Source organism: Georgenia thermotolerans (assembly GCF_009193185.1).
Classification (GTDB): Bacteria; Actinomycetota; Actinomycetes; order Actinomycetales; family Actinomycetaceae; genus Georgenia; species Georgenia thermotolerans.
This window is the reverse complement of sequence record NZ_VUKF01000065.1, coordinates 1-17,290: the sequence shown is the minus strand read 5'-3', so window position 1 is coordinate 17,290 and position 17,290 is coordinate 1. Positions and strand designations below refer to the sequence as shown.

General features: G+C 74.8%; 16 protein-coding genes and 3 tRNA genes. 11 read left to right on the top strand and 8 right to left on the bottom strand.

Going from position 1 to position 17,290, the window contains the following annotated elements; all coding sequences use genetic code 11:
- Positions 1-17: 17 nt before the first annotated feature.
- From GD970_RS20030 to GD970_RS20015, 4 genes are all read right to left on the bottom strand, one after another.
- Complete coding sequence (locus GD970_RS20030) at positions 18-1,187, bottom strand: heparan-alpha-glucosaminide N-acetyltransferase domain-containing protein (RefSeq protein ID WP_152204667.1); 1,170 nt, start codon at positions 1,185-1,187, stop codon at positions 18-20.
- Complete coding sequence (locus GD970_RS20025; RefSeq protein ID WP_152204666.1) at positions 1,184-2,455, bottom strand: APC family permease; 1,272 nt, start codon at positions 2,453-2,455, stop codon at positions 1,184-1,186. Before GD970_RS20025 ends, GD970_RS20030 begins: the two co-directional genes overlap by 4 nt.
- A 49-nt stretch (positions 2,456-2,504) precedes the next feature.
- Positions 2,505-3,053 carry an AMIN-like domain-containing (lipo)protein gene (locus GD970_RS20020; protein ID WP_152204665.1) on the bottom strand — a complete coding sequence of 183 codons (549 nt, stop codon included), beginning with the start codon at positions 3,051-3,053 and terminating at the stop codon, positions 2,505-2,507.
- Positions 3,054-3,458: 405 nt separating this feature from the next.
- A complete protein-coding gene (locus GD970_RS20015) occupies positions 3,459-4,358 on the bottom strand; it encodes a 3-methyladenine DNA glycosylase (RefSeq protein WP_152204664.1) in 900 nt (299 codons plus the stop codon).
- Between the two features lie 39 nt (positions 4,359-4,397).
- Between GD970_RS20015 and GD970_RS20010 the strand changes: the two genes are divergently transcribed.
- Together GD970_RS20010 and GD970_RS20005 are read left to right on the top strand one after the other, a co-directional pair.
- On the top strand, positions 4,398-5,231 hold the full coding sequence (locus GD970_RS20010) for a methyltransferase domain-containing protein (RefSeq protein ID WP_152204663.1): 834 nt from the start codon (positions 4,398-4,400) through the stop codon (positions 5,229-5,231).
- A 10-nt stretch (positions 5,232-5,241) separates the two neighbouring features.
- Complete coding sequence (locus GD970_RS20005) at positions 5,242-6,015, top strand: fumarylacetoacetate hydrolase family protein (protein WP_152204662.1); 774 nt, start codon at positions 5,242-5,244, stop codon at positions 6,013-6,015.
- A 75-nt stretch (positions 6,016-6,090) separates the two neighbouring features.
- On the opposite strand, the gene GD970_RS20000 is transcribed toward GD970_RS20005, so the two are convergent.
- The gene (locus GD970_RS20000; RefSeq protein WP_152204661.1) at positions 6,091-6,552 is read right to left on the bottom strand and encodes a hypothetical protein; all 462 of its coding nucleotides are present in this window, start codon (positions 6,550-6,552) and stop codon (positions 6,091-6,093) included.
- Positions 6,553-6,675: 123 nt separating this feature from the next.
- Complete coding sequence (locus tag GD970_RS19995; protein ID WP_152204660.1) at positions 6,676-7,845, bottom strand: MalY/PatB family protein; 1,170 nt, start codon at positions 7,843-7,845, stop codon at positions 6,676-6,678.
- A 161-nt stretch (positions 7,846-8,006) separates the two neighbouring features.
- On the opposite strand from GD970_RS19995, the gene gltX reads away from it, so the two are divergent.
- Positions 8,007-9,533 carry a glutamate--tRNA ligase gene (gltX, locus tag GD970_RS19990; protein ID WP_152204659.1) on the top strand — a complete coding sequence of 509 codons (1,527 nt, stop codon included), beginning with the start codon at positions 8,007-8,009 and terminating at the stop codon, positions 9,531-9,533.
- A gap of 32 nt (positions 9,534-9,565) precedes the next feature.
- On the opposite strand, the gene GD970_RS19985 is transcribed toward gltX, so the two are convergent.
- The gene (locus GD970_RS19985; RefSeq protein WP_152204658.1) at positions 9,566-10,174 is read right to left on the bottom strand and encodes a polysaccharide deacetylase family protein; all 609 of its coding nucleotides are present in this window, start codon (positions 10,172-10,174) and stop codon (positions 9,566-9,568) included.
- Positions 10,175-10,519: 345 nt separating this feature from the next.
- Here GD970_RS19985 and GD970_RS19980 point away from each other — a divergent pair.
- The 3 genes from GD970_RS19980 to GD970_RS19970 all read left to right on the top strand — a co-directional run bounded on the left by GD970_RS19980 (position 10,520) and on the right by GD970_RS19970 (position 11,011).
- Positions 10,520-10,591: transfer RNA gene (locus GD970_RS19980), tRNA-Gln, on the top strand.
- 50 nt (positions 10,592-10,641) lie between these two features.
- A tRNA-Glu gene (locus GD970_RS19975) sits at positions 10,642-10,714 on the top strand.
- Between the two features lie 224 nt (positions 10,715-10,938).
- A tRNA-Glu gene (locus tag GD970_RS19970) sits at positions 10,939-11,011 on the top strand.
- Positions 11,012-11,292: 281 nt separating this feature from the next.
- Here the strand turns inward: GD970_RS19970 and GD970_RS19965 are convergent.
- Entirely contained in the window at positions 11,293-12,015 is a 723-nt protein-coding gene (locus GD970_RS19965; RefSeq protein WP_152204657.1) for an IclR family transcriptional regulator, read from the bottom strand.
- An 89-nt stretch (positions 12,016-12,104) separates the two neighbouring features.
- Here GD970_RS19965 and leuC point away from each other — a divergent pair, with 89 nt between their 5' ends.
- The 5 genes from leuC to GD970_RS19940 form a co-directional block, all read left to right on the top strand.
- On the top strand, positions 12,105-13,532 hold the full coding sequence (gene leuC, locus GD970_RS19960; RefSeq protein ID WP_152204656.1) for a 3-isopropylmalate dehydratase large subunit: 1,428 nt from the start codon (positions 12,105-12,107) through the stop codon (positions 13,530-13,532).
- A gap of 19 nt (positions 13,533-13,551) precedes the next feature.
- Positions 13,552-14,232 (top strand): 3-isopropylmalate dehydratase small subunit, encoded by a 681-nt coding sequence (gene leuD, locus GD970_RS19955; RefSeq protein ID WP_152204669.1) that lies wholly within the window; start codon positions 13,552-13,554, stop codon positions 14,230-14,232.
- A 291-nt stretch (positions 14,233-14,523) separates the two neighbouring features.
- The gene (gene murA / locus GD970_RS19950; RefSeq protein ID WP_152204655.1) at positions 14,524-15,867 is read left to right on the top strand and encodes a UDP-N-acetylglucosamine 1-carboxyvinyltransferase; all 1,344 of its coding nucleotides are present in this window, start codon (positions 14,524-14,526) and stop codon (positions 15,865-15,867) included.
- A 129-nt stretch (positions 15,868-15,996) separates the two neighbouring features.
- Positions 15,997-16,503: a mycothiol transferase gene (locus tag GD970_RS19945; protein ID WP_152204654.1), complete on the top strand. Its 507-nt coding sequence runs from the start codon at positions 15,997-15,999 to the stop codon at positions 16,501-16,503.
- Positions 16,504-16,525: 22 nt separating this feature from the next.
- Positions 16,526-17,290 (top strand): lysophospholipid acyltransferase family protein (locus GD970_RS19940; protein WP_226925499.1); only part of this gene is annotated, 765 nt, incomplete at its 3' end.

Sequence of the window (17,290 nt, the reverse complement as noted above, 5' to 3'; positions counted from 1 at the left end):
GGCCGTCCGGGGCGGCGCTACGGCGCGGCGGGGCGGGGCCCGGCGACGGCGCGCGCCGCGGCCCCCAGGCCCTGCTCGAGCGGCCCGCGGCCGACCAGCCGCCGCCACAGCCACGCCCCGGCCAGCGCCAGCACGACGAACCAGACCAGCACCGCGTTGGACGTCGGCGCCCACACCACCTGCTCGCCCAGGACGAAGATCGCCACGATCTGCGCGGTGTAGACCGTCAGGCTCATCGACCCCGCCGCGGCCAGCGGGCTGAGCGCCGCGCCGGCCGCCCGGCCCGCCGGGGTGGGCCGGGTCAGCAGCAGGAAGAGCCCGATGACGGCGAGGGCCGTGCCGCAGTTGCCCACCACCTCCAGCGTGGTGTCCTCGTGCGCGGCCCCGCTGAGCAGGTGGCGGGTCAGCGGCGAGGCGTCCGGCCCGACGGCGTCCAGGGCCAGCCGGGACAGGCCCCAGCCCAGCACGGCCAGCCCCGCGCCGACGCCGACGAGCCCGGCCTGGGTGCGCGTCCGGGTCAGGTCGGTGCGTCCGACGGCGAGCCCGAGCAGCACGTAGGCGAGGTAGACCAGCGCCGGGTAGTAGCCGGTGACGAGCTCGTCGCCGGGCAGGTGCACCGGGTCGGCCGTCCCGGACAGGCGGGCGGCCAGGCTGGGCCCGCCGTTCGGCACGGCGACGAGGGCGACGAGGGTGGGGGAGACGACCGCGGCGACGCCCGCGGCGAGCAGCAGCCACCGCCGCCGCACGGCGAGGAAGGGCAGGGCGAGGAGGAACAGGACCGCGTAGGCGGGCAGGATGACCGCCACCGGGGTGCCCAGGCCCACGAGGACCCAGCCCAGCAGCAGGAGCAGCCCGGCGCGCACGAGGATGGTCATCCGGGCGTGGAGGAGGACCAGGCCGGCCGGCAGCCGGTCCCGGCCGCTGCTCAGGGCCAGGGAGACCCCGGCGAGGAGCGCGAAGAGCGCGGCGGAGCGCCCGTCGGCCAGCACGAACCAGGCCGGGTCGTGCGTCCCGTCCGGGCGGTCGGCGCCCAGGTGCGCGACGAACATCCCCAGGATCGCCAGGCCGCGGGCCAGGTCGACGCCGACCAGGCGCGCCCGGGGCGCGGGCGGCGGTGGCGGGCCGGCGGCCGCCCCGGCGGCGGAGGCGGCCGGCGGAGCGGCGGGGTCGGGGACGGGCGCGGTCATGCGCCGAGGGTAGGCGCCCCAGGTCGCCGCGCGTGCACGAGCCCCCGCGCCAGCAGCCCGGCGGCGAGCACCCCGAGGCCGGCGAGCAGGGACGCCGGGGGCAGCGTGAGGACCAGGACCACGCACCCCACGACGCCGAGCACCTGCAGCGCCCGGGGGTAGCGCCGCTGCTCGGGCGGCTGGGTGAACGCGGCGAGGTTGGCGACGGCGTAGTACAGCAGCACCCCGGTGGAGCTGAAGCCGATGAGCTCGCGCAGGTCCACCAGCAGGACCGCGACGGCCACGCAGACCCCGACCGCGGCCTCCGCGCGGTGGGGGACGTGGAAGCGCGGGTGGACCGCGGCCAGGGGGCGGGGGAGGTCGCCCTCGCGGGCCATGGCCAGGCTGGTGCGGGCGACGCCGGCCAGGAGGGCGAGCAGCGCCCCCAGGCTCGCGGCCGCGGCGCCCACGCGCACCACCGGCACCGCCCACGAGGCCGAGCCGGCGGCGACGGCGTCGGCCAGCGGGGCGTGCGAGGCGGCCAGCCCGGCCGGGCCGAGCACGTGCAGGAGCGTGAGCGCGACGACGGCGTACAGGGCCGCGACCAGCGCCAGCGTGGTGACGATGGCCCGGGGGATGGTCCGCGCCGGCTCGCGGACCTCCTCGCCGAGGGTGGCCACGCGCGCGTACCCGGCGAAGGCGAAGAAGATCAGCCCGGCGGCCTGGAGCACCCCCGCCACCCCGGGCGCCACACCGCCCCCGGCGCCGGCCGGCGGCTCGGCGCCGCCTCGCAGCGCGCCGAGGATCGCCACGGCCAGGGCCACGAGGACGACGGCGACGAGGACCCGGGCGAGCCCGGCCGTGCGGGTGATACCGCGCCAGCTCACCGCGGTCAGCGCCAGCACGGCCACCGCGGCGACGGGCCGCTGCCAGGGCCCGGGCACCGTGTACGCCGCGAACGTCGTCGCCATCGCCGCGCAGGAGGCGGTCTTGCCGATGACGAAGGACCAGCCGGCCGCGAAGCCCCACCAGGGCCCGAGCTGGTTCCGGCCGTAGACGTACGTGCCGCCCGAGGTGGGGTACGTGGCCGCCAGCTGCGCCGTCGACGTGGCGTTGCAGGTGGCGACCACGAGGGCGAGGGCGAGCCCGGCGAGCAGCCACGACCCCGCGGCCTGGGCGGCGGGGGCGAAGACGGCGAAGACGCCGGCCCCGATCATCGACGCGAGGCCGATGACGATCGCGTCGGGCAGGCCGAGGCGCCGCACGAGGCGGCCGGGAGGGGGAGTCACGGCGGGCAGGGTAGCCCCGGGAGGTGTCCGGGAGGTGTCCGCACCGGGCTCACCAGCGGTGCGCGACGTCCACGACGAGCCGGGAGGTGTCGCCCGGGCCGTTCGTCACGAACGCCCGGAACGGCAGCCGGGCCCGCACGCCGAGCCCGACGACGGACACGCCCTCGAAGCTGCCGCCCCAGGCCACCTGGCGGAAGGTGCGGAAGCCCGCCACGTCGACGGCCTCGTTGGGGTGGGCCGGGGCGTAGGTCACGCGCCCGCCGGGGGTGGTGGCGTGCACGTCGGCGATCACCCGCAGGTCGCCCGCCCCGCGCAGCGGGATGGGCCGGCCCTGCCCCTCGGTGGCCACCGGGGCGTAGCGGACGTCGAAGCCGGAGATCCGGCCGCCGCGCACGTCCAGCACGAGGCGGTCGAAGCAGGCGTGCCGGCCGGCCCGGATGCCGGTGAGGTACTCCTGGCCGGCCGTGGTGCCGGCGTGCTTGGGCTGCGACCCCCAGGTGATCCCGCAGTAGGGGGCCGCCTGGGCGGCCGTCGCCGCGGGGGCGAGGAGTGCGAGCCCGAACAGCAGGGCGAGCATCGCCCGGAGCAGACGCGTCATCGCGATCACTTCCCACCGAGCCGCCCGGCGGCACCGCCGGGCGGGTGCCTGTGTTGCTGAAAGGGCCCCGAGGGCCGGGGGACGCGGGGTCACACCGAGCCCGGGAGAGACGCGCGGTGCGTGACGGCGCCGCACGCGCGGCGCGGGGCGGACGAGCCCTCGCTGGTGAGGGTACGCCGTCGCAGGTCACGGGGTGAACGGACCGACGGCGGCGAATCGGTAACGGCCGTGTCCCCACGGCAGGCGCGCTTCCGGCGCAAACGCGTTCTCCACAGGTGCCGGGAGACGTTTCCGCGGAAACGCGTTTTCCACAGGCCGACGTTTCCGCGGAAACGCGTTCTCCACAGGCACGTGACCACACCGCCGCGGACGCGTGGGACGCTTCCGCGGAGACGTCGCCGCCACTCAGGCCGCGGCGCCCTCGAGCAGCGCCGTCGTCACCGTGAGCAGGCGGTCGCGCAGCGGCTCGGCCCGCCCGGCGAAGGCCCGCTGCTGCGCCACGTACTCCGCCCGGCCCGCGGCCGTCTCGATGGCCACCGGGCTGTGCCCGAGGCCCGTGACGTCGTAGGGGGAGGCGCGCATGTCGAGCACCCGGATGTCGCGGGCGAGCTCGAAGCAGTCGAGGAGCAGCCCGCCCGGGCAGGCGGGCCCGAGCTTCAGCGCCGTCTTGAGCAGGTCCATGTTGGCGTGCAGGCACCCGGGCTGCTCGAGGTCGAGCTGGGTCGCCCGCGCCGGCTGGAGCCGGTTGAGCGGGCGGGCCGGCGCGGTGAAGAACCGGAACGCGTCGTAGTGCGTGCACCGGACCGGGTGGGACTCCACGACGGCGTCCGTGCCCGCCTGGCCCAGCCGCAGCGGCAGGGGGTGGCGGTGCGCCTCCTGGCGGTAGACCATCGCCCACTCGTGCAGGCCCAGGCAGCCCAGGTGCGCGGGCCGGCCGGCGGTGCGCCGGAGGAGCTCGTGGAGCCAGCGCACGCCCTCGCCCCGGTCCGCCAGGTACGCCGCGACGTCGAGGACGACGACGCCGCCCGCCGTCGCCGTCGCCGTCCACCGCCACGCCGCCCGCTCGGCGAGCTCGTCGGCGGTGCCGGCCAGGGCGACGCCCACGCCGGGGTGCCAGCGGCGCAGCCGGGCCGGCCGGACGCTGTAGTACTCGTAGAGGAAGTCCTCGATGGGGTGGGTGAGGCGGCGCGAGCGGCGCTCGCGGTGCGCCGCCGTCAGCGCGTCGGCGCGCCCGGCGTGGGCCTCGGCGCGGGCCCGCCACTCGGTCGCGGGCAGCACCGCGACGTCGAGGGCGGGTGCGGTCATGGTGTCCAGGGTAGGCGGCGCCCGGGCTACCGTGCGCCCATGCCCCGGCGCGAAGCGGCCTACACCCACGGCCACCACGACAGCGTGGTGGCCGCGCACGCGGCCCGCACGGCCGAGAGCTCCGCGGCCTACCTGCTCGCGCACCTGCGCCCGGGCATGAGCGTGCTCGACGTCGGGTGCGGGCCGGGCACCATCACCGTCGGACTGGCCGACCGGGTGGCGCCGGGCCCCGTCGTCGGCCTCGACCGCGACGCGGGCGTGCTGCGCCGGGCCCGCGGCGGCGCCGCGCGGGCCAACCTGCGCTACGCCGTCGGCGACGTGTACGCCCTCCCGGTGGCGACGGCGAGCGTGGACGTGGTTCACGCCCACCAGGTGCTCCAGCACCTCGGCGACCCGGTGGCCGCGCTGCGCGAGATGCGCCGGGTGCTCCGGCCCGGCGGGCTGCTGGCGGTGCGCGACGCCGACTACGCCGCGATGACCTGGTACCCCCACGACGACGACCTGACCGCGTGGAACGACCTCTACCACCGCGTGGCCCGCCGCAACGGGGGCGAGCCGGACGCCGGGCGGCGCCTGCACGCCTGCGTGCGGGCGGCCGGGTTCACCGACGTCGACGCCTCGGCCGGCACCTGGTGCTTCGCCACGCCCGAGGAGCGCGGCTGGTGGGCGGGGCAGTGGGCCGAGCGGGTGCGCCGGTCGGCGTTGGGGGAGCAGGCCGTGGCCCTGGGCCTCGCCCGGCCGGCTGACCTCGAACGGCTGGCGGCGGCGTGGCTGCGGTGGGCCGCCGCCGAGGACGGCTGGTTCGTCGTCCTCCACGGCCAGGTGCTCGCCCGCCGCGGCGCCGCCCCCGGGCCGGCCCCCGCCGCCAACTAGGGTGGGCACCATGCTCATCGCACGGTTCACTGCGGGGGAGAACCCGCGCTACGGCGTCCTCGACGAGGAGTCCGACGAGCTCGTCGTGCTCAAGGACGACCCCATCTACGGCGACCTGTCCACCACCGGCGAGCGGGTCAAGGTGGACGACGTCCGCCTGCTCTCGCCCGTCATCCCGCGCTCGAAGGTCATCGGGATCGGCCGCAACTACGCCGCGCATGCCGCGGAGATGGGCAACGAGGTCCCCGACGAGCCGGTGGTCTTCCTCAAGCCCAACACCTCCGTCATCGGCCCGGGCGACCCCATCGTGCTGCCGCCGTACTCCCACGAGGTGCACCACGAGGCCGAGCTCGCCGTCGTCATCTCCCGGATGTGCAAGTACGTGCCGGTGGAGAAGGCCGACGACGTCATCTTCGGCTACACCGCCGCCAACGACGTCACCGCCCGGGACAAGCAGCGCTCGGACGTGCAGTGGACCCGGGCCAAGGCCTTCGACACCTCCTGCCCGCTGGGCCCCTACCTGGCGGTGGACGTCGACGTCTCCGACGTCGCCGTGCGCGCCCGGGTCGACGGCGAGCTGCGCCAGGACGGGCGCACCGGCCAGCTCGTGCGCTCGGTGCCCGAGCTGATCGCGTACGTCTCGTCGATCTTCACGCTCCTGCCCGGCGACGTCATCCTCACCGGCACGCCCGCCGGGGTCGGGCCCATCGACGTCGGTCAGCGCGTCGAGGTCGAGGTCGAGGGCATCGGCACCCTGTCGAACCCGGTGGTCCGCCGGGACTGAGCGGGCCGGCCGGGCCGGCCGACCGGCGCCGGGACGCGCGGCAGTCTTGGCCGCCCGGGCGGGGAGGGGGGGCGGTTATGGCGCGAGCGGTACCGCGAGGTTGGCTCCGACGATCTGCCATCCCTGCTCGACCTCGCCGCTGAACCCGTCGGGCAGCAGCAGCGCGGCAGCAGGCTCACCGCTGACGCCGACGACGGAGGTCGCGACTCCGCGCCTGGCGAACTGCTCGTCGTCGGTGCACGCGGAGCTCGCCGGCCAGGTCGAGATCTTCCCTTCCGGCTGGGCGGACACGAGCAGGACGCACCACGGTCGGTCGGCGGGGCCCCGCGCCGCGTACACGGCCGCGGCGTCCGAGTCGCCGACGTAGCGGAAGGTGCGCAGTCCCTCCGGGGGCTGGATCTGTGCAGGCAACGCGTCCGTACCTCCGGCGGGTCGGTCCAGCGCGGCGAGCTCGGGGGGTGCGGACTCGGTGCAGCCGGAGGTGGCCAGCATGATGACGGCGGCCAGGACAGCCGCGCTTCTCAACGGTCTTCCCATGCGGGCGGATGTTAACGGGAATCAGGACGGCTTTGGGCGGTTATCAGCTCGCCTTGGGTAGCCCGCTCCGGGCGCTGGGCGCCGGGCGCCGGGACCCAGCGCGCCAGCCGCGGTCCGGGCAGCTCAGCCGGCCCGGCGCGTCAGCGCCGCGCCCATCTGCTTGAGCGCCCGGCGCAGGATCGGCCTCGGCGTGGCCATGACCAGGCGGACGCACCCGGCCCCGCCGTCCCCGCAGGCGGCGCCGTCGGTGAGGGCGACCCCGGCCTCGCGCCGGAAGAACCCCGCCGCCGGCTCGTCGAGGCCGAGCCCGGCGCAGTCGAGCCAGGCGATGTAGGTGCCCTCGAGGTGGCTGAGCACCGCCCCGGGCAGGTGCTCGGCCACCAGGTCCTCCAGCAGGTCGCGGCCGGCGCGGAGGTACTCGACGACCTCGGCGTTCCACCCGCCGTCGTCGGTGTAGACCGCGGTGGCGGCGCGGGTGCCGAGCAGCCCGAGCGGGTTGCCGGCGTCCTCGGCGTAGGGCGCGAACCGGGCGGCGTCGGCGTCGTTGGACAGCACCATCTGCCCGCACTTCAGGCCCGGGATGTTCCAGCCCTTCGAGGCCGCGACGGCGGTGACGGTGTGCGCCGCGGTGCGCTCGTCGAGCGCGGCGTAGGGCAGGTGGGGCCGGTCGTCCAGGACGAGCGGGGCGTGGATCTCGTCGGCGAAGACCCGCCCGCCGTGCCGCTCGACCACCTCCGCGACCGCGAGCAGCTCCTCGCGGTCCAGCACCCGGCCCACCGGGTTCCACGGGTTGCACAGCACGAGCAGGCGCGCCCCGCCCGCGAAGGCCGCGTCGATCCCGTCCAGGTCGAGGCTGTAGCGTCCGGCGGCGTCCACCCGGCTCGGGACCTGGACGACCTCCCGCCCGGCCGCCACGGGCACGGTGAGGAAGGGCATGTACGCCGGGGTGGGCACGATGACCGCCGAGCCGTCCGGGGTGAAGTGCCGGATGGTCTGCCGCAGGGCGGTGAGCACGTCGGGCAGCGGGTGCACCCGTCCGGCCGGGACGTCCCAGCCGGTGGTGCGGTCCAGCCAGCCGGACGTGGCCTCGCGCAGCGCCTGCAGGTCGTGGCCGGTGGGGTAGCCCAAGGCACCGTCGGCGGCCGCGCGCCGCAGCACCGCGGCCACCGGCGGGGGCACCCCGAAGTCCATCTCCGCGACGAACATGCCGATGGCGTCGGGGTAGGCGGTCCACTTGAGCCCGCCGGCCGCCCGCAGCTGGTCGATGGTGATGTGGTCGAAGTCCGCCCGCATACCCGCTCCCGCTCGCCGTCGCCGGTGGTGCCCGACGCGGTGGTGCGCCGGCACCGGCGACGCTACCGCCCGGCGCCGACACCGAAGGAGCGGGACGGCCGGCTCACGCCCGGCGGCCGCCCGGCCCGGCCGGGCCGGGCCCGACTACGCTGGGAGCCATCATGACCGAGAACACCGCCGCGTCCGCGCGCTCCGACATCCGCGTCCGCTTCTGCCCCTCGCCCACCGGCACCCCGCACGTGGGCCTCATCCGGACCGCCCTGTTCAACTGGGCGTACGCGCGCCACGTCGGCGGCACGTTCGTCTTCCGGATCGAGGACACCGACCCGGAGCGCGACAGCGAGGAGAGCTACCAGCAGATCCTCGACGCCCTGCGGTGGCTCGGCCTGGACTGGGACGAGGGCGTGGAGGTCGGCGGGCCGCACGGTCCCTACCGCCAGTCCGAGCGCATGGACGTCTACCGCGACGTCGCCGCTCAGCTCCTGGAGGCCGGCTACGCCTACGAGTCCTTCTCCACCCCTGAGGAGATCGAGGCCCGGCACCGCGCCGCGGGCCGCGACCCCAAGCTCGGCTACGACGGCTACGACCGCGACCTGACCGAGGAGCAGAAGGCCGCCTACCGGGCCGAGGGCCGCGAGCCGGTCCTGCGCATGCGCATGCCCGACACCGACGTGACGTTCACCGACCTCGTGCGCGGCGACGTGACGTTCAAGGCCGGCTCCATCCCGGACTTCGTCATCGTGCGCGCCAACGGGTTCCCGCTGTACACCCTGACCAACCCGGTGGACGACGCGCTGATGAACATCACCCACGTGCTGCGCGGGGAGGACCTGCTCTCCTCCACCCCGCGCCAGGTGGTGCTCTACCAGGCGCTGCTCGACCTGGGCATCGCGCAGGTCACCCCGTACTTCGGTCACCTGCCGTACGTCATGGGGGAGGGCAACCGGAAGCTGTCCAAGCGGGACCCCGAGTCCAACCTGTTCCTCCACCGCGAGCACGGCTTCATCCCCGAGGGGCTGCTCAACTACCTCGCGCTGCTGGGCTGGGGCATCGCTCCGGACAACGACATCTTCTCCAAGGAGGAGATGGTCGCCGCCTTCGACATCCGCGACGTCAACCCGAACCCGGCCCGCTTCGACCTGAAGAAGGCCGAGGCGATCAACGCCACGCACCTGCGCATGCTCGCCCCGGAGGACTTCCGTGCCCGCCTCGTGCCCTACCTGCACGCCGCGGGGCTCGTCACGGCCGACGCCTACGACGCGCTGACGGAGCGGGAGCGGGGGATCCTCGACGCCGCCGCGCCGCTGGTCCAGGAGCGCATGGTCCTGCTCGGCGAGGCCCCGGGCATGCTCGGGTTCCTCTTTCGCGACGACGCCGACCTCCCCATCGAGGACGACGCGCGCAAGGCCCTGCGGCCCGAGGCCCCGCAGGTCCTCGATGCCTCCGTCGACGCCCTCGAGCGCCTCGACGACTTCTCCACCCAGAGCACCGAGCACGCGCTGCGCGCGGCGATCGTCGACGGGCTCGGTATCAAGCCCAAGTTCGCCTTCGCGCCGCTGCGCACGGCGGTGACCGGCCGGCGGGTCTCGCCGCCGCTGTTCGAGTCCATGGAGATCCTCGGGCGCGAGCGCACCCTGGCGCGGCTCAAGAGCCTGCGCGCCCAGCTCGACGGCCAGACCGGCGCGTGAGCCGGCGGGCCGGCCGGGCTCGCCCGGCCCGGTCAGCGCACGCTGGCGTCCCACCGCCAGGTGGTCCGCCGCGCCCGTCCGGCCAGCTCCTCGCGCCCGGTCTGCCACAGCAGGACGTCCTGTGGGCTGCCCAGGTCGTGGGGTGAGCCGGGGAAGAGCCGGTCGAGCACCTTGGCGCACAGGTCCTCGGGCAGCGTGGCGACGGCGTCGTCCAGCGCCGTGAGCACGTCCCAGCCGTGCACGAGCACCTCACAGACCCCCATGGCGGCGAAACCGGCAGGGTCGCTCTCGCCGTAGGGGTGGTAGGCCCGCTCGGCGGCCGGCTGGATCTGCACCTGGGCGGCCAGCAGCTCCCCGCAGGCCTCCATGGTGGCGGCGAGCCCCCGGACGCCGGCGGAGCGGTCGCAGCGCACGACGTCGCCGCTGCCGTTCGCGGCCACGAGCGGGAGGTAGCCCTCGCGGACTCGGCCGGCCACCTGGAGGGCGTAGACGAGCAGGTCGTCGAGGACGTGCTCGAGGGTGCGCCACACCGACCAGGTCAGGCCGCGGGCCGGCCGGTCGTAGTCGTACCGGGCCTCGGGACGGGCACGCAGCTCGTTGGCGAGCCACTGGGTGGCCTGGCGGACGTCGTCGGGCGTCATGGCGTGACGCTAGCGGGGCGGGGCCCCACCACCAAGCGGGGCGGGCGCCGCTCGCGACGTCGTGCCGGCGGTGTCAGGCAAGATCGCGGCGTGTCGGTGGCGTCCGCGGGCGCCTCCGCCGGCGCGCCGACGGGGCGGGCGTGGAGCAGCCCGATGCGGGTGTGGGGGAGGCCCGACGCGCTTGTGGGCGAGGCCGGGGAGGGCAGGCCGCTCCCGCACGCTCACCGCCCGTGAGGTCAGTCACGAACGGCGGATCTGGTTTGGTTAGGGCCCCGCGCTCGGGTAATGTCTCTCCCCGGTAAGACGTCCAGGAGGCCGACGGGCGGAGCGGATGTCATACCCCCTTGGGGTATGGTGTAATTGGCAGCACGACTGATTCTGGTTCAGTTAGTCTAGGTTCGAGTCCTGGTACCCCAGCGATCGGCAAGCACTTCGGTGCGAGCCGACGAACACCTTCGGGTGTGCAAGCCCCCATCGTTTAGTGGCCTAGGACACCGCCCTCTCACGGCGGCGGCGCCGGTTCGAATCCGGCTGGGGGTACGACCAACACAGGCCCCGCACTCCGGTGCGGGGCCTGTGTCGTTCCCGGGTCCGGGCGCCTCCCCGGGCCGAGGGCGTCTGCGGCGGCCGAGCGCGTCCGCAGCGTCCACGGCAGCGTTGTGGGTGACCTCACAGCCCGCCGGACGGATCTGGATTCGAACCTCGGCCCCAGGCCTGCTAATCTTTCAGAGCCGCCGACGGTGGCAGACAAGTGAACAACGCAAGCCCCCATCGTTTAGTGGCCTAGGACACCGCCCTCTCACGGCGGCGGCGCCGGTTCGAATCCGGCTGGGGGTACCGACAGAGAGGCCCTCACCCACGCGGTGAGGGCCTCTCGCATTTCCCGCATCGCGCCAGGGCCTTCCGCCGTGCCGCGACGGTGCCTTTCCACCGCGTCACCGCGTCACGGCGGCGCCACGTCCCCCTACGTCACGGCAGTGCCCCGCGCGACGGCGACTCACGGCTCCTGGGGCGCCGTGACGGCCGCAGGCCGGGCGGCGGTCCCGCAGGGACAGCTGAGGGCCGCCGGCGCACGCCGGCGGCCCTCAGGGACTGTGCTCGCGGAATCGCGTGCGGTCTCAGCCCTCCTCGGTGCGCTTGAGCACCTCGGTGAGCCGGTTGGCGGCCGCGACGACGGCGGGGGCGTGCAGGCGCCCAGGCTGACGCCCCATCCGCTCGATGGGGCCGGAGATGGACACCGCCGCGAGGACGCGGCCCGACGGCCCGCGCACCGGGGCGGAGATCGAGGCGACGCCCGGCTCGCGCTCGGCGACGGACTGGGCCCAGCCGCGCCGGCGCACGCCGGACAGGACCGTGGCGGTGAAGTTGGCGCCGTGCAGGCCGCGGTGCAGCCGGTCGGGCTCCTCCCACGCCAGCAGCACCTGGGCCGCGGACCCGGCGAGCATCGTCAGGGTGGCGCCGACCGGGATCGAGTCGCGCAGCCCCATCGGCCGCTCGGCCGCCGCGACGCAGATGCGCTGGTCGCCCTGGCGGCGGAAGAGCTGCGCGCTCTCGTTGGTGTGGTCGCGCAGCGCGGTGAGGACCGGCCCGGCCGCGGCGAGCAGGCGGTCCTCGCCGGCCGCCGAGGCGAGCTCGGCGAGGCGCGGGCCGAGGATGAACCGTCCCTGCATGTCACGCGCGACGAGGCGGTGGTGCTCGAGCGCGACGGCGAGGCGGTGCGCCGTCGGGCGGGCGAGGTGCGTGGCGCTGACGAGCTGGGCCAAGGTGGCCGGCCCGGCCTCCAGCGCGCCGAGAACCGTGGCGGCCTTGTCAAGGACGCCGACTCCGCTAGAGTTGTCCATGGAGCGATATTGGCATCTCAGGTAATGAGATTGCAAGTAAGCGGCACGGAGGCCCGCGACGGGGCCGGCCACAAGGAAGAGAGAACGCGATGAGCCGAACGCTGGCCGAGAAGGTCTGGGACGCGCACGTGGTGCGGAAGGGCACCGACGGGGCGCCGGACCTGTTGTACATCGACCTGCACCTCGTGCACGAGGTCACCAGCCCCCAGGCCTTCGAGGGCCTCCGCCTGGCCGGCCGGCCGGTGCGCCGGCCGGACCTCACCATCGCGACCGAGGACCACAACACCCCCACGCTCAACATCGACCGGCCCATCGCCGACGCGACCAGCCGGACCCAGATCGAGACGCTGCGCAACAACGCCAAGGAGTTCGGCATCCGCCTGCACTCCCTCGGCGACGCCGACCAGGGCATCGTCCACGTCGTCGGCCCCCAGCTCGGCCTGACCATGCCGGGCCTGACCGTGGTGTGCGGCGACTCCCACACCTCCACCCACGGCGCCTTCGGCGCCCTGGCCTTCGGCATCGGCACCTCCGAGGTCGAGCACGTGCTCGCCACCCAGACCCTGCCGCTCGCGCCGTTCAAGACGATGGCGATCAACGTCAACGGCACCCTCAAGCCCGGCACCACGGCCAAGGACATCATCCTCGCGATCATCGCCAAGATCGGCACCGGCGGCGGCCAGGGCTACGTGCTGGAGTACCGCGGCGAGGCCATCCGCAACCTCTCCATGGAGGCGCGGATGACGATCTGCAACATGTCGATCGAGGCCGGCGCCCGGGCCGGCATGATCGCCCCGGACGAGACCACGTTCGAGTACATCAAGGGCCGCCCGCACGCCCCGGAGGGCGCCGACTGGGACGCGGCCGTGGAGTACTGGAAGACGCTGCGCTCGGACGACGACGCCGTCTTCGACGCCGAGGTCGACCTCGACGCCGACACCCTCGAGCCGTTCGTCACCTGGGGCACCAACCCCGGGCAGGGCCTGCCGCTGTCCGCCGCCGTGCCGGACCCGGTCGACATCGCCGACGAGTCCGCCCGCAAGGCCGCCGAGCGGGCGCTGGAGTACATGGCGCTGACCCCCGGCACCCCGCTGAAGGACATCAAGGTCGACACGGTCTTCATCGGCTCGTGCACCAACGGCCGCATCGAGGACCTGCGCGCCGTCGCCGACGTCATCAAGGACCGCAAGAAGGCCGACGACGTCCGCGTCCTCGTCGTGCCCGGCTCGGCGCGGGTGCGCCTGCAGGCCGAGGCCGAGGGGCTGGACCAGATCTTCCTCAACTTCGGCGCCGAGTGGCGCAACGCGGGCTGCTCGATGTGCCTGGGGATGAACCCCGACCAGCTCAAGCCCGGCGAGCGCGCCGCGTCGACCTCCAACCGCAACTTCGAGGGCCGCCAGGGCAAGGGCGGGCGCACCCACCTCGTCTCCCCGCTGGTGGCGGCGGCGACGGCGGTGCGCGGCACCCTCTCCGCGCCGGCCGACCTCGAGCCCGCCCAGCAGCCCGTCCACGCCTGACGCCAAGGAGCACGTGACCATGGAGAAGTTCACCCAGCACACCGGCGTCGGCGTCCCGCTGCGGCGCAGCAACGTCGACACCGACCAGATCATCCCGGCCGTGTACCTCAAGCGGGTCACCCGCACCGGCTTCGAGGACGCCCTCTTCGCCGCCTGGCGCGGCGACCCGGACTTCGTCCTCAACCAGCCGGCGTACGCCAGCGGCTCGGTCCTGGTGGCCGGCCCCGACTTCGGCACCGGCTCCTCGCGCGAGCACGCCGTGTGGGCGCTGAAGGACTACGGCTTCCGGGTGGTCCTGGCCCCCCGCTTCGCCGACATCTTCCGCGGCAACTCCGGCAAGCAGGGCCTCGTCGCCGGCGTCATCACCCAGGAGGACGCCGAGATGATCTGGAAGGTGCTCGAGAACGCCCCGGGCACCGAGGTCACGGTGGACCTGGAGAACCGGACCGTCGTCGCCGGCGAGGTGCACACCACCTTCCAGATCGACGACTACACCCGCTGGCGGCTGCTCGAGGGCCTGGACGACATCGGCCTGACGCTGCAGAGCGAGGCCGACATCACCGCCTACGAGCAGAGGCGGGCCGGGTGGCGGCCGACCACGCTGCCGGCCAAGCACCTGCCGCCGGTGCACATCATGGCGGCGCGCCCGGTGGGGGAGTCCGGCGGCCTGCCGGCCCACGCGGACGCCCCGCTCGCCTGAGCCACCCACCTCGGCCCGGCCCCACGCCCTGCTCCGGCAGGCGCGGGGGCCGGGCCGCGGTGCGTCCGGGCGCGGCTGCGCCGACACGCCGGGCGGTGGTGCGCGCGCGGGCCGCGGGAGACGCAGAATTGATCCGGCCGCGGGATCCCGGCGAGGGGCTCCCGCCGTTGTGGCCGAGCCGACACGAGCTGGGGGTCCCGGGCGCGAGGACGCGCCACGTATCCTGACGGTCGCGGACCAGCCGGGTCCGCTTCGAATCTACGCTCCGCAGTCCGGAGCTGTGAGGTGTGTATGAGCGGGCTCCTGACGGTCGAGGGTGGCACGCCCCTGCAGGGCGAGATCACCGTGCGCGGGGCGAAGAACTTCGTCTCCAAGGCGATGGTGGCCTCCCTCCTCGGCGAGGAGGCTTCCGAGCTGCGCAACGTCCCCCAGATCCGCGACGTCGAGGTGGTGGCCAACCTCCTCGGCCTGCACGGCGTGCTGGTCGAGCACGACCCGCAGGCCGGCGTGATCTCGCTGGACCCGCGCAACGTCGAGGCCGCCCACGTCGCCGACATCGACGCCTACGCCGGCTCGAGCCGCATCCCGATCCTCTTCTGCGGCCCGCTGCTGCACCGCCTGGGCGAGGCGTTCATCCCCGACCTCGGCGGGTGCCGCATCGGCGACCGGCCGATCGACTACCACCTCAACATCCTGCGCCAGTTCGGCGCGGTGGTGGACAAGCGCGTCCAGGGCATCCACCTCTCCGCGCCCGGCGGGCTGCGGGGCACCAAGATCCACCTGCCCTACCCCAGCGTCGGTGCCACCGAGCAGACCCTGCTCACGGCCGTGCGCGCCAGCGGCCTGACCGAGCTGTCCAACGCGGCCATCGAGCCGGAGATCATGGACCTCATCGCCGTCCTGCAGAAGATGGGCGCGATCATCTCCGTCGACACCGACCGGACCATCCGCATCGAGGGCGTCGACCGGCTCGACGGCTTCCGGCACTCCGCCCTGGCCGACCGCATCGAGGCCGGCTCGTGGGCGTCGGCGGCGCTGGCGACCCGCGGCGACGTCTTCGTCAAGGGCGCCACCCAGCCGGAGATGATGACCTTCCTCAACACCTTCCGGAAGGTCGGCGGCGCGTTCGACGTGCGCGAGGACGGCATCCGCTTCTGGCACCCGGGCGGGGACCTGCGCTCGATCGTGCTCGAGACCGACGTCCACCCCGGGTTCATGACCGACTGGCAGCAGCCCCTCGTCGTGGCGCTCACCCAGGCGAACGGGCTGTCCATCGTCCACGAGACGGTCTACGAGAACCGCTTCGGCTTCACCGACGCGCTGCGCGGCATGGGCGCGACCATCCAGATCTACCGGGAGTGCCTCGGCGGCCTGGAGTGCCGGTTCGGCCAGCGCAACTTCAACCACTCGGCCGTCATCTCCGGCCCGACCCCGCTGCGGGCGGCCGACATCGAGGTGCCGGACCTGCGCGGCGGCTTCTCCCACCTCATCGCGGCGCTGGCCGCCGAGGGCACCTCGCGCGTGCGCGGCATCGACATCATCAACCGCGGCTACGAGAACTTCATGGACAAGCTCGAGGCGCTGGGCGCGAAGGTCTCGCTCGCCGAGGCCGAGGGCCAGGTCGCGCTGGTCTGACCGGCGCGCGCCTCGAGAACGGGCGCGCTCGCCTCCGGCGGGCGCGCCCGTTGGCGTCCCCGAGGCCTTCGGCCATGACGGCCGGCGCATCGCCCTGCGGAGCCGGCCGCGCCCGGCCACACTGGGGCCATGAACACCGCTGAGCTGCTCATCGAGGCCTACTCGCGCGTGCCCGACGGCGTCGCCCGGATCCTGGACGGCCTGGACGAGGCCGGGCTCACCGCCCGCCCGGACGCCGAGGCCAACAGCATCGCCTGGCTGATCTGGCACCTCTCCCGCGGGCAGGACGCCCAGATCGCCGACGTGGCCGGCACCGAGGAGGCGTGGACGGCGGACGGTTGGGCCGAGCGCTTCGCGCTGCCCTTCGACGCGTCCGCCACCGGCTACGGGCAGAGCGCCGAGGAGGTCGCCGCGGTGCGGGCGAGCGCGGACCAGCTGCGCGGCTACCTCGACGCGGTGCACCGGCGCACCGTCGAGTTCCTCAGCACCCTGGCCGAGGAGGACCTCGACCGGATCGTCGACGAGCGGTGGGACCCGCCGGTCTCGCTCGGCGTGCGGCTGGTGAGCATCGTCGGCGACGACCTCCAGCACCTCGGGCAGGCCGCCTACGTCCGCGGGCTGTACGAGCGGGCCTGAGGCCGCGACTACCATCGGGCACGTGCAGGTACGCAAGCAGTCCGGTATCTACCGGTTCCTCGCCCGTGTGCTCCGGCCGACCATGCGGGCGATGACCACCCGGACCTGGCGCGGCGCGGAGCACCTGCCCGACGGCGGCTTCCTCGCCGTGGGCAACCACGTCTCCAACCTCGACCCGCTGACCTTCGCGCACTACCTCTTCGACCACGGCGCGGCGCCGAAGTTCCTCGCCAAGTCCTCGCTGTTCGAGGTCCCCGTGCTCGGGGCGCTGCTGCGCGGCGCCGACCAGATCCCGGTCTACCGGGGCACCGCCCGCGCGGCCGACGCGCTGGTGGCCGCGGAGCTGGCGCTGGCGCAAGGGGAGTGCGTGGCGGTCTTCCCCGAGGGCACCCTCACCCGTGACCCCGCGATGTGGCCGATGACGGGCAAGACCGGGGTGGCGCGCCTGGCGCTGCGCACCCACGTGCCGGTCATCCCCATCGCCCAGTGGGGCGCCCACCTCGTGCTGCCGCCCTACACCGCCCGCTTCCGGCCGTTCCCCCGCAAGCCCGTCACCGTCGTCGCCGGGCCGCCGGTCGACCTCGACGACCTCTACGGCGGCGAGCCCGACCAGGAGACGCTGCAGGAGGCCACCCGCCGGATCATGGCCGCGGTCACCGCCCAGCTCGCCGGCATCCGCGGCGAGGACCCACCGGCCCGGCCCTTCGACATGCGCCGCGACGGCGACCCGCGCGCCGCGGCCGACGCCGCGCGGGCGGCCCGGCGGGCGCGGCGCCGGGGGCGGTTC

What these genes read in the sequence shown, in the direction of transcription:
- GD970_RS20030 (WP_152204667.1), bottom strand. Translation starts at nt 1,187, where the DNA reads ATGACCGCGCCCGTCCCCGACCCCGCCGCTCCGCCGGCCGCCTCCGCC.
- GD970_RS20020 (WP_152204665.1), bottom strand. Translation starts at nt 3,053, where the DNA reads ATGACGCGTCTGCTCCGGGCGATGCTCGCCCTGCTGTTCGGGCTCGCA.
- GD970_RS20015 (WP_152204664.1), bottom strand. Translation starts at nt 4,358, where the DNA reads ATGACCGCACCCGCCCTCGACGTCGCGGTGCTGCCCGCGACCGAGTGG.
- GD970_RS20010 (WP_152204663.1), top strand. Translation starts at nt 4,398, where the DNA reads ATGCCCCGGCGCGAAGCGGCCTACACCCACGGCCACCACGACAGCGTG.
- GD970_RS20005 (WP_152204662.1), top strand. Translation starts at nt 5,242, where the DNA reads ATGCTCATCGCACGGTTCACTGCGGGGGAGAACCCGCGCTACGGCGTC.
- GD970_RS20000 (WP_152204661.1), bottom strand. Translation starts at nt 6,552, where the DNA reads ATGGGAAGACCGTTGAGAAGCGCGGCTGTCCTGGCCGCCGTCATCATG.
- GD970_RS19995 (WP_152204660.1), bottom strand. Translation starts at nt 7,845, where the DNA reads ATGCGGGCGGACTTCGACCACATCACCATCGACCAGCTGCGGGCGGCC.
- gltX (WP_152204659.1), top strand. Translation starts at nt 8,007, where the DNA reads ATGACCGAGAACACCGCCGCGTCCGCGCGCTCCGACATCCGCGTCCGC.
- GD970_RS19985 (WP_152204658.1), bottom strand. Translation starts at nt 10,174, where the DNA reads ATGACGCCCGACGACGTCCGCCAGGCCACCCAGTGGCTCGCCAACGAG.
- GD970_RS19965 (WP_152204657.1), bottom strand. Translation starts at nt 12,015, where the DNA reads ATGGACAACTCTAGCGGAGTCGGCGTCCTTGACAAGGCCGCCACGGTT.
- leuC (WP_152204656.1), top strand. Translation starts at nt 12,105, where the DNA reads ATGAGCCGAACGCTGGCCGAGAAGGTCTGGGACGCGCACGTGGTGCGG.
- leuD (WP_152204669.1), top strand. Translation starts at nt 13,552, where the DNA reads ATGGAGAAGTTCACCCAGCACACCGGCGTCGGCGTCCCGCTGCGGCGC.
- murA (WP_152204655.1), top strand. Translation starts at nt 14,524, where the DNA reads ATGAGCGGGCTCCTGACGGTCGAGGGTGGCACGCCCCTGCAGGGCGAG.
- GD970_RS19945 (WP_152204654.1), top strand. Translation starts at nt 15,997, where the DNA reads ATGAACACCGCTGAGCTGCTCATCGAGGCCTACTCGCGCGTGCCCGAC.